Source organism: Alcaligenes sp. SDU_A2 (assembly GCF_038237375.1).
Classification (GTDB): domain Bacteria; phylum Pseudomonadota; class Gammaproteobacteria; order Burkholderiales; family Burkholderiaceae_B; genus Alcaligenes.
Map to the genome: position 1 here is coordinate 3,069,713 of NZ_CP151273.1, position 14,469 is coordinate 3,084,181.

Genomic DNA, 14,469 nt, shown 5'->3' on the forward strand with positions numbered 1-14,469 from the left:
TCAACCTTTGAAGCTGGGCGGCTGCGGCGGCTGCGACAGACCGAACATGCGCCAGTACACCCACACATTGAAAATCAGCGTGATCGGCAAGGCAATAATAATGGCCGACAAAATCAAGGCCAGCGACGGCACCGACGCGGCCGCATCCCAAATGGTCATTTCGTCAAGAATTAAATAGGGAAAGAAGCTGAAAGCCAGCCCCCCCATGACCGAAACCATGACGAACAAGGTCAGCAGAAAAGGCAGTGCCGTGGTCCTGTAGCTGCTGTTGATCATGCGCTGTAGGCTCATTTCGATAGACACGAAACTGATCAGGATGACGGCCCACAGAAGCAGAACCAATCCCCAATAAGGGCCGTCGGTCCATTTCAGCAAGACACCGGCATTGACAAAGGCCAACACCACCGACACGCCCACGGCCCCGGCGGCAAACCAGCGCACCGAACGCCGCCCCCAACTGACGGCGCGTGCGCGCAACTCGCCCGCCTCGCGCATGATCAACCAACTGGCCCCCAACAAGCAGTATGCAGCGACGGCACAAAAACCCATGAAAACGGAAAACCAGACATAGCCCGCGTCGCTCTGAAAGCCGACAGCGACCTGCGCCAGCAGCACGCCGTGCGAAAATGCGGTAATAAGCGAGCCCAGGGCAAAGCCGGTCTGCCAGCGCGATTGCAGCTCCAGCGGCGCACGCATGCGCAACTCGAACGACACCGAGCGCATGAACACCCCCACCCCCAACGCGCAAAGCGGTCCATACAATTGCCCCATGACCGCGCCCCATGCCTTGGGAAAGGCACATACAAACAAGCCCAGGCCCAAAAACAGCCAGAACTCGTTTGCGTCACGCCACGGACTGAGCAAAGACAACATGCGCGGCCGCAAAGACTCGGGGGCCAGCAAAGACAGGCAACCCACGCCGATGTCAAAACCATCGAGGACCGTACCGGCCACAATGATCAAGAAAAACAGGGCCAGAAAGGCCAGCGGCATCCAAAAGACGGGATCGTGGGCACCGATGCCCACGGCATTGGCAAAAGAATCAATCATGCGCGCCCCCGATGACGAGCAACAGGCACAACGCCAAAACGCACGACATGTCGCAGCATCTGCAAAAAGCCGACCATGCACAAGGCGTACACCAAGCCATAAGCCAGCAGGCCCAGTGCTACGGTCGCCGCGCTATTGCTGCCCTGCACCTGGGCCAGCGTAATATCGGAGCCAACCAGGTAGGGTGCAAAGCCGAACAACACGTAGGCGGCACCGGCCAGCAGCATGACCCAGCCCAGCACCGACGCCCCGACCAGGACCTGGCGCGACCGATAAGAAAGCGAATGTGGGTCCAGACCATAACGACGCGTGCGCAGCAGCGCCCATCCCAACACCAGCAGCATCAGCACTCCTGCGAGCACAGCCAGACGAAACGACCAGAACGTCAAGGCGACCGGCGGCAGCGCATGCGCGAAGCGGTCCAGGCCGATCAAGACGCCATCTGCATCCTGCCCCAGCCAGCGCCCACCCGCATGCGACCAGCGCAGCGCGCCCAGCACACCCTCTTGAACGCCGGGCGAGGCAGCTGCGAACAACAAGTCCGGCTGCACACCGCTATGCCAATAGGCCGCTGTCGCCGCCGCTTTGGCCGGCTGATGCTCGGCGGTCATGAAGCCATTGCCCACGACCATGAACAGTTGAACGCACCAGGCCCCCACGCCCAGAAAAAGAGCGGTGCGAAATGCCAACCGTTCGCTATCCGTTACAGGTCTTTGCATGGTCTGCGCGCAGCTGACTCCCAACATAAAAAAGGCTACAGTCAGTAGACTGCCCGCCAGCAGCAAGCCGCCATACCAGGGCAAGGCCGGCGTGGCCAGCACCGCCAGCCAGTCCACCACGACATAATGCCCTTCCAGCACATCCACGCCCGTGGGCACCTGCATCCAGGCCAAAATAGCGACCAGCCAGAAAGCGGTCAAGGTCACGCCCAGCGCCACCATGAACACGACCAAAGTATGCACCGCATTGGAGAGCATACGCTGAGCAAACAGCATCACCCCCAAAAAGCAGGACTTGAAAATGAACAGGGACAACATGGATGCGGCCAGCATGGGACCGACCACATCGCCCACCTGCTCCATCAGGCCCGGCCACACACTGCCGAACTGGATCAGCACCGGCATGGATGCAGCGAAACTGAGTATGAACGCCAAGGCAAAGATGCGCACCCAGAAACGATAGGCCCCCATCCAGGCATGGTGCCTGCTCCCGAATGTTTTAACTCTAAAATAAAACAACACCCAGGACAAGCCCAGTTCCAGGGCAAGGAACAGCAACATGAAGCCCAGACTAAGGAAGAACTGAGCCTGAGAAAGAGAAAGGGCGGAGTGCGTCATAATGAGCGGTAGTGTAGGGCGAATCGGCGTGCCGACGCCACCGTTACGCGCAAGGTCGGCGCGACCATTTCTGTTTGCGAATACCCCAGTAAAACAAGAACGTGGCAAAATGGCCGATTAGCCTGTCGCTTTCTTTTTTTCATACGTGTATGACCTCTGCTTCCACTCCCGCCCCCGCCTCTAATTTTCTGCGTACGATCATCGACCAGGACCTGAGCGCCGGCCGCTATGCCCAGAAAAGCTGGGCCGGACAGCCCGGCCCGGCCGATGTCCAGCAGGGCGCCGAGCCGGACACGGCGCGCATCCGCACCCGCTTCCCCCCCGAACCCAATGGCTACCTGCACATCGGTCATGCCAAGAGCATCTGTCTGAACTTCGGTCTGGCCAGCGAATACCAGGGTGCCTGTCACCTGCGCTTTGACGACACCAACCCCGAAAAAGAAGAGCAGGAGTACGTGGACGCCATTATCGACATGGTGCAGTGGCTGGGTTTTGACTGGACCTTCAAAAACGAAACCAATCTTTACTTCGCCAGCGACTACTTCGATCACATGTACCGCTTTGCCGAAGCACTGATCGAAGCGGGCCATGCCTACGTAGACGAACAAAGCGCAGAGCAAATGCGCGCCAACCGGGGCACACTGACCGAAAAAGGCGTGAACTCCCCCTGGCGCGACCGCCCCGCCCAGGAATCCCTGCGCCTGCTGCGCGAAATGCGCGACGGCCAGCACCCGGATGGCAGCATGGCGCTGCGCGCCAAGATCGATATGGCATCGCCCAACATCAATCTGCGCGACCCGGTCATGTACCGCATCCGCCACGTCGAGCATCACCGCACCGGCGACAAATGGTGCATCTATCCCATGTACAGCTGGGCGCACCCGGTGGAAGACGCGCTCGAGCGCATCACCCACAGCCTGTGTACCCTGGAATTTGAAGACCAGCGTCCCTTCTACAACTGGATTCTGGAACGTCTGGTGGAACTGGGCCAACTGTCCGACCCGCTGCCTCAGCAATACGAGTTCTCGCGCCTGAACCTGTCCTACGTGGTCACCAGCAAGCGCAAGCTGCGCCAACTGGTTCAGGAAAACCACGTGCAGGGCTGGGACGACCCCCGCATGCCCACGCTAGCTGGCCTGCGCCGACGCGGCTACACGCCGGGCGCGATTCGCCTGTTCACCGACCGTCTGGGCGTTTCCAAAGCGGCCCAGCACATCGACTACAGCAGTCTGGAACAGGCCTTGCGCGATGACCTGGACCCCGTGGCCGACCGCAGCGTGGCCATCCTGGACCCGATCAAGCTGGTCATCACCAACTACCCCGAAGGCCACAGCGAGCTGTGCCACGCTCCACGCAACCCGCACCAGCCCGACGCCGGCCAGCGCGAGTTTCCCTTTTCGCGCACGCTCTACATCGAACGCGACGACTTCAAAGAAGAACCGCCCAAGAAGTATTTCCGCCTGTTCCCGGGCAATCAGGTGCGTCTGAAGTACGGCTACGTGGTGCGCTGCACCGGCTGCGTCAAAGACCCGGACGGCAATGTCACCGAAGTACACGCCGAATACCTGCCCGACACCAAAAGCGGTACACCCGGCGCGGATTCGGTCAAGGTCAAGGGCAATATCACCTGGGTCAGCGCCCAGCATGCCATTGCCGCCGAAATCCGCCTGTACGACCGCCTGTTCGCGCATCCGCACCCCGACTCGGGCGACCAGGATTTCCTGGAGCACATCAATCCGGACTCGCTGCGCGTTATCCAGGGCTGGATCGAACCGGGCACCCTGGCCGAGCCCGACGCCCACTGGCAATTCGAGCGCCTGGGCTACTTCGTGGCCGACCGGGTGGAATCCACGCCGGCCAAACCCGTACTGAATCGCACCACGACCCTCAGAGACACCTGGGTCTAAGCCCCTCATCAACGATCACCAACAACTCAAGTGAACGAACAGACTCACGCCAAAGGGCCACAGGCCCTGGACTTCAAGAGCGCTACCTTATATGCGGTGCGTGTGGTGCTGCGCTCGGCCGATACGGCCGAGCAACTGGCGGCGCTGGCGCAGCGCATGCAAGATGCCGGCTCCTTCTTCGAGGATGAGCCCGTCGTCATCGATGCCAGTGCCATTGCCGCCACGGTAGACTGGCCTGCCCTGATTGCCGCCTTGCGCCAGTACAAGCTGCATCCGGTCGGCGTGGTGGCCCACCCCGACCACATCGATGCCGCCCTGGACAGCGGCCTGCCTAATGTAGAGCTGTCCAGCCCTCCGGCACGCCCACAAACCCAGGCCGCCCCCGAGCAAGATGTACCGGCACTGTCCGTCGCCCCCCAGCCGGCCACCGCGCCCCCTCAGGCTGCAGCCGCGCAGGCGGCACCGGCCATTGCTCCGGCGGCGCTCATCATCAACCGGCAACTGCGCTCGGGCCAGCGCATCTATGCCCGCCATACCGACCTGATCGTGGTGGGTGCCGTCAGCCAGGGCGCGGAAGTCATCGCCGACGGCAATATTCATGTGTACGGCCCTTTGCGCGGCAAGGCCATGGCCGGTGCCCGGGGCGATACCAACGCCCGCGTATTCACGACCGAGCTGGACCCCGAACTGGTGGCCATCGCCGGGGTCTACCGCATCATCGAAACACGGCTGGACCCGCAACTGCGCAACAAGCCCGCCGTGGTGGCGCTGGACGGCGACAAGCTGCGGATAGATCCGCTCGGTGCCTGAAGCCGCCGCGCGCAATGCGCGGCGGACAAAAACAGCAGTACGAACAAAATAGTGCAGTTTTTTACGGCAAACCGGCACGAATCGACGCAATTGATATGTTTTGTTGCGAAGCTCTAGGCGAAGTCGCAGGGCGGATGCCAAAATAGCGCCGGTTATGCTTTACGATTATGTGACTTGAAAAACAAAGGAATCCGATTGTCATGGCGCGTATAGTGGTAGTGACCTCAGGCAAAGGCGGTGTGGGCAAGACCACCACCAGTGCCAGTTTTGCATCCGGTCTTGCGATGCGCGGTCACAAGACCGTCGTCATCGACTTCGACGTAGGCTTGCGTAACCTGGATCTGATCATGGGTTGCGAGCGGCGCGTCGTCTACGACTTCGTCAATGTCATCCAGGGCGAGGCCACCTTGAATCAGGCCTTGATCCGTGACAAACAGCTGGAAAATCTGTTTATCCTGCCCGCTTCGCAAACCCGCGACAAAGACGCGTTAACGCGCGAAGGCGTGGAAAAGGCCCTGGAAGAGCTCAAAGGCATGGGCTTTGAATACATTGTGTGCGACTCGCCCGCCGGCATCGAAACCGGAGCCCTGATGGCTTCGTACTTCGCCGACGACGCACTGGTGGTCACCAACCCCGAAGTGTCCTCGGTCCGCGATTCCGACCGCATTCTGGGCATTCTGGCTGCCAAGTCGCGCCGCGCCGAACAAGGCGGCGAACCCATCAAAGAGTATTTGCTCCTGACCCGCTACAGCCCCAAGCGCGTGTCCGAAGGCGAGATGCTGTCGCTGCAGGACGTCGAGGACATTCTGCGCATCAAACTGATCGGCGTAACACCCGAATCGGAAACCGTGCTGCAGGCTTCCAACCAGGGCGTGCCTGTCATCCACATCCGCGAAAGCGATGTGTCCCTGGCCTATCAAGATATCGTTGCCCGTTATCTGGGCGAAGAGAAACCATTGCGCTTTGTCGATTACGAAAAACCAGGTCTGTTCAAGCGCCTGTTTGGAGGAAAGTAATATGTCTTTCCTGTCCTTCCTGCTTGGTCACAAAAAGACGTCTGCCACGGTGGCCAAAGACCGTTTGCAGCTGATCCTCATCAACGAGCGTGGTCAAGGCGGCGTTGCCCCCGACTACCTGCCTCGCCTGCAGAAAGAGCTGGTGGAAGTCATTTCGCGCTACGTGAAAATCGACCCCGACGATATCAAGGTCAATCTTGATCGCCAGGACTCGCTGGAAGTGCTGGAAGTCAAAATAGAAATGCCGCAGGTCGATGCCGCCACCCTGGCGGGCAAATCGGCCGACGGCAAAGCCTGAGACCGGCATCGTCTGCCCCATGCAGACAAGCCGGTGCAGGTAGCGCCGGCTTGTCTGTCTGTGTTAGTACCTTGCGGTCTCCTTGACCCAGACTCAAGCCTGCATCAGACATAGATCAAGGGCGCACGGCATTGACGCGTTTGCGGGTGCCGCCCAAGGCCCGCAGACAAGGGATAAGGTACAATTTTCGGTTTGCAATCGGCCAGTTCCGATTTTTCTTCGCGCCAGCAGCGGTCACGGTTTGTCAGCATATCTCACCGCCCTGGCTACTTACCCACGCGGAGGGAATCATGACCGACATTGGTCGGATGGCACACGTGGTGCCGGCTCGCCCCCAGCTTCCCGTCAATGCTTATTTTGACGAAGCCCTCTTCAAGCGCGAGCAAGAACTCATTTTCAAGCAGTCATCGCTCTATATCGGCAGCGAAAAACTCGTCCCTGAAAGAGGCGACTGGCGCGCATTGGCCCAAGAAGACGGTGCGCGCGTATTGGTACGCGGCCAGAACGGTGTCGAACTGCTGTCCAATATCTGCCGCCACCGCCAGGCTTTGATGCTGGGCGGGCTGCCCGGCCAAGCAAGCGGCTCTGCGCAGGGCAATCTGGCCGGCACCGGCAATCATATCGTCTGCCCGCTGCATAACTGGACTTACGACGAGCAGGGGCAATTGTTGAGCGCACCGCGTTTTTCGGAAAAGCCCTGTCTGAACCTGCAGCGCTACCGCCTGCGCGACTGCCACGGCCTGCTGTTCGAGGGCCCCCGCGACCCTGCGGCCGACATGGCCTCCTTATTTGCCCGCCCTGAATTCGACTTTGGCGATTATGTGCTGGACCATGTCGAAATCCATCGGTGCAACTACAACTGGAAAACCTTTATCGAGGTCTACCTGGAGGACTACCACGTTGCGCCCTTCCATCCAGGCTTGGGCCAATTCGTGACCTGTGACGACTTAGAATGGGAGTTCGGCGATTGGTATAGCCTGCAACGCGTCGGCGTACACCAGGCCCTGGCCAACCCCGGATCGGAAGTCTACCGCCGTTGGCATGACAATCTACTCGCCTACCGCAGCGGCCAGACACCTGATTTCGGCGCGGTATGGCTGACCTACTTCCCCACCCACATGATCGAGCTCTACCCGCATGTGCTGGTTCTGTCCACGCTATATCCGAAAAGCCCACAGGAAACCATCAATGTCGTGGAGTTCTACTACCCCGAGGACATCGTGGCCTTCGAGCGCGACTTTGTGCAATCGCAACGCGCCGCCTATATGGAAACGGCCATCGAAGATGACGAAATAGCCGAGCGCATGGACGCAGGCCGCCGTGCATTGATGCAGCGCGGCATCTGCGAACACGGTCCTTACCAGTCACCCCTGGAGGACGGCATGCGCCACTTCCACGAATGGTATCGCCGGCAGATGGGCGATCCACCGTTGTAGCAGACCAAAACACAACGCGAACCTCGGTTCGCGTTGTGTCGGCGCGCATCATGCGCCTTGACCGGGGCTGCCGCGCCCGCGACTGCCCAGGGCCAGACTAGACACGGCCTGTACCTTAACCCCCGGTCGACATCATCAGGTCGGGTAGCCAGAGCACGGCCTGCGGCCAAATAATCATGCCCAGCACAAACAGCAGCATGACCAGCATAAAGGGCAGACTACCCAACATCACATCGGTAATGGCACCACGGCCACGCACTCCCTGAACCACATACAGATTCATGCCCACGGGTGGCGTGATCAAGGATATTTCCATCATCAGCACCAGGAAAATACCGAACCAGACCGGATCGAAGCCGAACTGCATGACCAGAGGCACCACAATGGGCACGGTGGCAATCATCATGGACAAGGTTTCCAGAAAGCAGCCCAGTACCAGATAGAACACTACCAACATCAAAATCAGCGTCAGCGGGCTCAATCCCAGTTCGGATACCCAGCGCGACAAGGCGGCCGGAATCCCCAGAATGCCCACCACGTAATTCATGAAGTAGGCACCCACAATAATCAGCAGCAACATCGCCGTGGTACGGGCCATAGACAGAAAGCACTCGTGCAACATGGTCAGCGTCAACTTGCGACGCTGCGCAGCCACCAGCAACGCCGCCACCACGCCCAAAGCGGCGGCCTCGGTAGGTGTGGCCCAACCGCTGTAGATGCTGCCCATGACGATAAAAAACACAAAGGCCGGCGGCAGCAAATCCTTCAGGGCCGCCAGCTTCTCGTCCCAGCTGGCCAGCGGCTCGCCCTGCCCCGCGACCCCGGGCTTGAACACGGCATACAAATAGATCGTGGCGCTGAAGGCCAGGGCCAGCGCCAGGCCAGGCAAAATCCCGGCAATGAACAGCTTGCCGATGGATGTGTTGGTGATCGCGCCATAAATAATCATATTGATGCTGGGCGGAATCAGAATTCCCAGCGTCGCCCCCGCCGCCAAAGAACCTAAAGCCAGGCGCTCGTTATAGCCGCGCTGCTGAAAAGCCGGCAAGGCCACCGTGCCTATGGTGGCGGCGGTGGCCACCGACGAGCCCGACATGGCGGAAAACACCGTAGATGCACCGATATTGGTGTGCAGCAAGCCGCCCGGCAGTCGTTGCAGCCACACCGACAAGGCCCCGTACATACGCTCGGTAATGCCGCAGCGCAACAAGATCTCGCCCAGCAAAATAAACAAGGGGATGGCGGTCAGCAGAAAATCATTCAGCGTCGCCCACAGATTGTTGCCAAAGTTAAACAGCAAAGAGGTGTTCAGATACATCAACACCCCGGCCGTCGCCACCGTAAAAATGGCCACGGCGACACTGATGCCGGCCGCCAGCAACAGCAACAGCAGCGCAAAACCGCCTGCTATACCCATCAAGGTAATCATGGCTTGACCTCCATGTGTGCATCGGGGACGGGACCGGACAAGCGGGTCATCTGACTATCCTCCAAGGCCTCGTTCAGCTCTTCGTCGGTCGTCTTGGGACCCAGCAAGCCATTGAGCGCATCCACCTGACCGCCCGCCGCCAAACGCAAGCCACGGATCAGATAGCTCAAGGCCACGACAGCAAACAAGGCAAACCCTGCCACCCAAATCAACTGCGGAATCCACAACGGCGTCTCCAGCGGTGTAGAGGCACGGCTGTCGAACTCCAAGGTTTCGCGCAGCGTTGCCACGCTCTGCCAACACAGAAAGCAGGCCAGCGCCGCCATCATGGCCGCCGCAAGCACATTAAAGCCTGCCCGCAGGCGACGCCCCAGCGGGTTGATCAGCACATCCACACGGGTATGGGCCCGCATGACCAGTGCATACGACAGGCTCAGGCTGACACCAATCGCCAGGACATAGCCGCCGTACTCATCAACACCCTGAAATGAAAAACCAAAGAATTTGCGACAGATCACCTCTACCGTGATCAGAATGGACAGGATAAATGTGGCATAACCGGCCACCATGGCCGCCATCCTGACGACGAGCTGGGCCGCGCTGTTTCCGTGTTCTGACATAACACTTCTCCCGGATGCCCGGGCCCGGCCCGGAGCATCCTGTTTTGTTCGCACTTATTGAATGGCAAAACCCGTTGCCTGGCCCACCGTCTCGTTCCAGACCGTCTTGCACTCTTTGTAGTTGCGCGAGCAACTGGTCGCCCAGGCCGGCAATACGACCTGATTGGTCAGTTCCACGACACGTTGCCGGTTCTGCGCATCGATAGGTACTTCGCGCATGCTGTAGGCCGTATGCTGCTTGCACTCGCCCTGCCCCGTGCTGCACTGGATGGCGTCCTGGTTATTGACGCTGGCCAGATCCCACATGCTGTCGTCCATCGTTCTGAACTGGGCTTGCAGCTTGGCCTGCTGCTCCGGACTCAATTGCTTCCAGCGATCCAGATTCATCAGGTGGCCTTGCACCGAATAGGACAGCGGCAAAGGCAAGAGTACCTTGGTCACTTCCGGCCACTTGCCGCTGTTGCCGGCGCTGGGTGCGGTCACGCCGCAGTCGGCCACGCCGCGCTGCAAGGCTAGATACACCTCGCTGAACTGCAGCGTAACGGGCGTCGCCCCCAGGCCTTCCACCAACCGCGACATGGAAGGCGTAAACACCCGCACCTTCTTACCCTTTAGATCATCCACCGAATGGATATCGCCATTGCAAAACAGCACTTGCGCGCCAAACGGCCACAATGTCAGCAATTTGGCATTGAAGCGCTGCTGCAAGCGCTCGTCCATCTTGTCGCGAAACGCATCGACCGCCTTGCGCTGGCTCTCCAGGTCGGCGGATACACCGGCCAGATCGATGCCTTCAAAAAAGGGATCATCCCGGGAGGCCATGCCGATCTGCACCGACATGATATCGAAGGAGCCGGAGCGCAACATACGCAAGGCGTCGGCCGCATTCACTCCAATGGCGTCCATCGTGTTGTAGACCACGGGCACGCCCATGCTGGTCTGCAACTGCTCGAAAAAGGGCCGTTCAATCTGCTCCACATGGATTTTGTTGCCGGAAAAATTGCCGACGACACGCAGCGGCGTCTCCGCCTGACTGATCCCGCCGGCCAGCAGGCCTGCGCCCAACAGGGCACTGCCCAGGCACTTCTTGAGTTTCAGGTGTTGCATGGTGTCTCCTCCTTGCTTGTGATCCTGATAAATAAGTCCGGCGCGGCTTTATGCTCTTTCTGCCAGACTGGATTGTCGGAACAACTGTCCCCATCCCTGTATGCGGGACGGGTCTTGTCCGGCCAACAACAGCGACTTCCAGACTGTCACGCTGACCGAGTCATACACTGGAATACCGATCTCTTTTTCAATCTCATCCACCAGCCGCGCGCCACGCAGATTCGTGCACAGAATCGCAATGGCCTCGGGCTGACGCTCGGCTACCCGGTAGATCATCTCGCGCAGGGTGGACTCGTCATATTCCGAGAACGAAAAATTACCTTTATCGCCCAGATGCTCTTCGGCCACCACCTGATGCCCGGCCGCATCGTAATTGCGCACAATGGCTTGCTGCACATCCTTCAGATAGGGCGTAACCAAGCCCAACCGGCCCACATTGCCGCGCGCCAGCACTTCGTTCAAGGCCAGCACACTGGTCGTGGCCGCAATACCGGTGCGGTCAACAATCGCGGCGCATAGCCGTTCATCGACCTCAAAACCCAGCCAGCTTGCCGCCGTGCCGCTCCAGGCAATGGCATCCATGCGCGCATCGCTCAGCAGTTCGGCCGCCTCCAACAAGGCAGGCAAGGAAAACTGAGCCAGCGCGCCGTCCTCCAGCGAAATCTCGCGCACGACAAAACGCTGAAAGTGCGCCGTCACCAAGGGAAACATGTCCATCAGCAATGCGCTGGTGTAGGGCTCCAGCACCGTGTTGGAGGACGGGGTGATCATGCCCAGCAAGGTCCGTTTCATTACGGGGTCTCCTGATAAAATTTGCGTTTTTAATTTTGTATGCAAAATTCAATGTTCAAAAACATGCTATAAAATCCACTGCAAAGCCGCAACCAAAAATCGCGCGGATTAGGGAATGTTCTAAGAAACCCAAACGGAGCATCGCCATGAATGGCATCAGCACTACTCCCAGCACAGCCTTGCGCGTCAAGCGCGAGCCTATGTATCTGGTCATCGCCAACCAGTTACGCAGCCTGATCCTGAAAGCCGAATTAAAACCGGGCAGCCGCGTACACGAGCAATATCTGTCCGATCTGTTCGATGTCTCGCGCACGCCACTGCGCGAAGCGCTGAAAGTCATCGCCCAAGAAGGCCTGATCGAACTGTTACCCAACAAGGGAGCCCGCATCACGGCTATCGATCTGCAAGAACTGCGCGAGATATTCCAGGTCATGACCAATCTGCAGGCCCTGGTGGCCGAGCAATTGCTGGAACACGCCAGCGACCAGGATGTGCAAGGCCTGATGCAACTGCACACGGCGATGGTGGATGCCGCCCGCCAGGGCGATCGGGACGGCTACTTCAAACTGAACCAGAACGTACACCACGAGTTCAGCCGCCTGGCCGGCAACAGCGTACTGGCCGACATCGAAAAGCAGTTGGGCGTCAAGATCGCCCGTGCGCGCTACATGGCCAACCTGAACCCGGACCGCTGGCTGGAGTCGGTGACCGAGCACGGACACATCATGCACGCCTTGCAAGCCCGAGATCGTGCCGGCCTGATCGCCGCCATGAGCGAACACATGCGCAACACAGGACAAGCCGTACTGGCCGGCCTGCCCGCCGACGGGCAGGACTGAGCGGCGTCTTGCCCCCCTGCCCGGCCAAGCTGGCGCGCAGGGCCTCTCTATCTTGAACCACAGTGTCCACAGAAGACACGAGCCGGAGACTTCCCATGTTTGACCTGATCATTAAAAACGCGGACATTGCCACGGCCAGCGAACGCTACACCTGCGATATAGGCATACAAGATGGCCGCATCACTACCCTGGCCCAAGGACTGGAGGGCGCACGGGAAACCGTGGACGCATCCGGCTATCTGGTGTTGCCCGGGGGCGTCGATGCGCACTGCCACCTGGACCAACCCATGCCGGAAGGCGTGCGCATGGCCGACGATTTTCTGAGCGGTACGCGCTCGGCTGCCTGCGGTGGCACCACGACCGTCATTCCCTTTGCTGCCCAGGAAAAGGGCCAATCGCTGCGGGCCGCCGTGGACGACTACCACCAACGGGCGCACGGCAAGGCCGCCATCGACTATGCGTTTCACCTGATCGTCGCGGACGCCACGCCCCACGTGCTGGAACACGAACTGCCCGAGCTGGTGCGCGAAGGCTACACGTCCTTCAAGATCTACATGACCTACGACGATCTGAAACTGAGCGATCTGGAGATACTGAAAGCCCTGGATGTGGCGCGCCGCGAAGGTGCCCTGGTCATGATTCATGCCGAAAGCGCCGACTGCATCACCTGGCTGACGGAAAAGCTGAGCGCCGCCGGGCAGACAGACCCTCGCTATCACGCCGTCTCGCGCCCTTCGGCTGTGGAGCGCGAGGCCACACACCGGGCCATCACGCTGTCTGAACTGGTGGACGTACCTATCCTGATCGTGCATGTGTCGGGCCGCGAAGCCATCGCGCAGATCCATTGGGCCCAAGGCCAGGGACTGAAAATATATGCCGAAACCTGTCCACAGTACCTGTTCCTGACCCAGGACCATCTGGACGAACCCCATTTCCATGGAGCCAAGTTCGTCTGCAGCCCGCCGCCCCGCGACAAAGACAATCAGCAGGCCGTCTGGAATGGCCTGGAAAAAAATATCTTCAGCATCTTTTCGTCGGACCACGCGCCCTTTAACTTCGAGGACCCCTGCGGTAAAAAATTAGCGGGCCAGGAGCCTGACTTTCAATACATACCCAACGGCATCCCTGGCCTGGAAACACGCCTGCCCTTGCTGTTCTCGGGCGGCGTCAACGAGGGCCGGATCAATGTGCACCAGTTCGTGGCACTGACCGCCACCAATCCCGCCAAACTCTATGGCTTGTATCCACGCAAAGGCTCTATCGTGATCGGCGGCGACGCCGATCTGGTGCTCTGGAAAACAGACCAGCGCGTCACCATACGCAATGAAGCCCTGCATCATGCCGTGGACTACACACCATACGAAGGCACTATCGTGCAGGGCTGGCCCATGATGACATTTTCGCGCGGCAAGCTGGTCAGCAAGGACTTCCGGTTCGTGGGCGAAGCGGGCGCAGGCCAGTTCATGTCTTGTCAAAACCCCACGCTGGACGGTCGCCTGCGCTAAGCGAAAGGGGTTACGCGCAAATAAAAGGGGCTGCGCTAAACACCGGAGATTCCTTCGTATTGCTTGGGCCGTTTGGGCCGAGCAGAGAGTACCTCGGGTTCTCGCCAGGCCGATCCTAGCGGGCCGGCTGGGCTAAGTCCTTCGCCCGCGCTGTGCGCGGGTTCCCTGGTCAGGATGCCGGGGCGGGCGGAGCGTGAACTCGCAGGGTGATTCGTCCACCGGACGAATCACAAGCGTCCTGCTCGAACAGCACGCCCCTTACCTCCCGCCCCGACATCCCGCCTGCGGCGAAGACCCTGACTCGCCCACCGGCCCGCTAGGAT

General features: G+C 59.7%; 13 protein-coding genes. 7 read left to right on the forward strand and 6 right to left on the reverse strand.

The genetic code is table 11. The features are described from left to right. A complete protein-coding gene (locus AADW57_RS14175; protein ID WP_341667539.1) occupies positions 1–1,050 on the reverse strand; it encodes a cytochrome d ubiquinol oxidase subunit II in 1,050 nt (349 codons plus the stop codon). Further along, positions 1,047–2,387, reverse strand: coding sequence for a cytochrome ubiquinol oxidase subunit I (locus tag AADW57_RS14180; RefSeq protein ID WP_341667540.1), 1,341 nt, complete (start codon positions 2,385–2,387; stop codon positions 1,047–1,049). Before AADW57_RS14180 ends, AADW57_RS14175 begins: the two co-directional genes overlap by 4 nt. A gap of 149 nt (positions 2,388–2,536) precedes the next feature. On the opposite strand from AADW57_RS14180, the gene AADW57_RS14185 reads away from it, so the two are divergent. From AADW57_RS14185 to AADW57_RS14205, 5 genes are all read left to right on the forward strand, one after another. Then, on the forward strand, positions 2,537–4,294 hold the full coding sequence (locus AADW57_RS14185; protein ID WP_341667541.1) for a glutamine--tRNA ligase/YqeY domain fusion protein: 1,758 nt from the start codon (positions 2,537–2,539) through the stop codon (positions 4,292–4,294). A gap of 30 nt (positions 4,295–4,324) precedes the next feature. Then, on the forward strand, positions 4,325–5,104 hold the full coding sequence (minC, locus tag AADW57_RS14190; RefSeq protein WP_341667542.1) for a septum site-determining protein MinC: 780 nt from the start codon (positions 4,325–4,327) through the stop codon (positions 5,102–5,104). A gap of 200 nt (positions 5,105–5,304) precedes the next feature. Beyond that, a complete protein-coding gene (gene minD / locus AADW57_RS14195) occupies positions 5,305–6,120 on the forward strand; it encodes a septum site-determining protein MinD (protein WP_341667543.1) in 816 nt (271 codons plus the stop codon). Position 6,121: 1 nt separating this feature from the next. Continuing rightward, positions 6,122–6,418: a cell division topological specificity factor MinE gene (minE, locus tag AADW57_RS14200; RefSeq protein ID WP_341667544.1), complete on the forward strand. Its 297-nt coding sequence runs from the start codon at positions 6,122–6,124 to the stop codon at positions 6,416–6,418. 290 nt (positions 6,419–6,708) lie between these two features. Beyond that, positions 6,709–7,854 carry an aromatic ring-hydroxylating oxygenase subunit alpha gene (locus tag AADW57_RS14205; RefSeq protein WP_341667545.1) on the forward strand — a complete coding sequence of 382 codons (1,146 nt, stop codon included), beginning with the start codon at positions 6,709–6,711 and terminating at the stop codon, positions 7,852–7,854. A 115-nt stretch (positions 7,855–7,969) separates the two neighbouring features. On the opposite strand, the gene AADW57_RS14210 is transcribed toward AADW57_RS14205, so the two are convergent. Genes AADW57_RS14210 through AADW57_RS14225 form a run of 4 tightly spaced genes read right to left on the reverse strand, consistent with a single transcriptional unit; the run spans position 7,970 to position 11,802 of the window. Beyond that, complete coding sequence (locus AADW57_RS14210) at positions 7,970–9,283, reverse strand: TRAP transporter large permease (RefSeq protein ID WP_341667546.1); 1,314 nt, start codon at positions 9,281–9,283, stop codon at positions 7,970–7,972. Further along, on the reverse strand, positions 9,280–9,903 hold the full coding sequence (locus tag AADW57_RS14215) for a TRAP transporter small permease subunit (RefSeq protein WP_341667547.1): 624 nt from the start codon (positions 9,901–9,903) through the stop codon (positions 9,280–9,282). Before AADW57_RS14215 ends, AADW57_RS14210 begins: the two co-directional genes overlap by 4 nt. 54 nt (positions 9,904–9,957) lie before the next feature. After that, the gene (locus tag AADW57_RS14220; protein ID WP_341667548.1) at positions 9,958–11,010 is read right to left on the reverse strand and encodes a TRAP transporter substrate-binding protein; all 1,053 of its coding nucleotides are present in this window, start codon (positions 11,008–11,010) and stop codon (positions 9,958–9,960) included. Between the two features lie 48 nt (positions 11,011–11,058). After that, on the reverse strand, positions 11,059–11,802 hold the full coding sequence (locus AADW57_RS14225) for a maleate cis-trans isomerase family protein (RefSeq protein ID WP_341667549.1): 744 nt from the start codon (positions 11,800–11,802) through the stop codon (positions 11,059–11,061). 146 nt (positions 11,803–11,948) lie between these two features. Here AADW57_RS14225 and AADW57_RS14230 point away from each other — a divergent pair, with 146 nt between their 5' ends. Together AADW57_RS14230 and hydA are read left to right on the forward strand one after the other, a co-directional pair. Beyond that, positions 11,949–12,641 carry a GntR family transcriptional regulator gene (locus tag AADW57_RS14230; protein ID WP_341667550.1) on the forward strand — a complete coding sequence of 231 codons (693 nt, stop codon included), beginning with the start codon at positions 11,949–11,951 and terminating at the stop codon, positions 12,639–12,641. Positions 12,642–12,736: 95 nt separating this feature from the next. After that, positions 12,737–14,146 carry a dihydropyrimidinase gene (gene hydA / locus AADW57_RS14235; protein ID WP_341667551.1) on the forward strand — a complete coding sequence of 470 codons (1,410 nt, stop codon included), beginning with the start codon at positions 12,737–12,739 and terminating at the stop codon, positions 14,144–14,146. The last annotated feature ends 323 nt before the right edge of the window (positions 14,147–14,469 follow it).

Coding starts and splice junctions, on each gene's coding strand:
- AADW57_RS14175 (WP_341667539.1), bottom strand. CDS start 1,050: ATGATTGATTCTTTTGCCAATGCCGTGGGCATCGGTGCCCACGATCCC.
- AADW57_RS14180 (WP_341667540.1), bottom strand. CDS start 2,387: ATGACGCACTCCGCCCTTTCTCTTTCTCAGGCTCAGTTCTTCCTTAGT.
- AADW57_RS14185 (WP_341667541.1), top strand. CDS start 2,537: ATGACCTCTGCTTCCACTCCCGCCCCCGCCTCTAATTTTCTGCGTACG.
- minD (WP_341667543.1), top strand. CDS start 5,305: ATGGCGCGTATAGTGGTAGTGACCTCAGGCAAAGGCGGTGTGGGCAAG.
- minE (WP_341667544.1), top strand. CDS start 6,122: ATGTCTTTCCTGTCCTTCCTGCTTGGTCACAAAAAGACGTCTGCCACG.
- AADW57_RS14205 (WP_341667545.1), top strand. CDS start 6,709: ATGACCGACATTGGTCGGATGGCACACGTGGTGCCGGCTCGCCCCCAG.
- AADW57_RS14210 (WP_341667546.1), bottom strand. CDS start 9,283: ATGATTACCTTGATGGGTATAGCAGGCGGTTTTGCGCTGCTGTTGCTG.
- AADW57_RS14215 (WP_341667547.1), bottom strand. CDS start 9,903: ATGTCAGAACACGGAAACAGCGCGGCCCAGCTCGTCGTCAGGATGGCG.
- AADW57_RS14220 (WP_341667548.1), bottom strand. CDS start 11,010: ATGCAACACCTGAAACTCAAGAAGTGCCTGGGCAGTGCCCTGTTGGGC.
- AADW57_RS14225 (WP_341667549.1), bottom strand. CDS start 11,802: ATGAAACGGACCTTGCTGGGCATGATCACCCCGTCCTCCAACACGGTG.
- AADW57_RS14230 (WP_341667550.1), top strand. CDS start 11,949: ATGAATGGCATCAGCACTACTCCCAGCACAGCCTTGCGCGTCAAGCGC.
- hydA (WP_341667551.1), top strand. CDS start 12,737: ATGTTTGACCTGATCATTAAAAACGCGGACATTGCCACGGCCAGCGAA.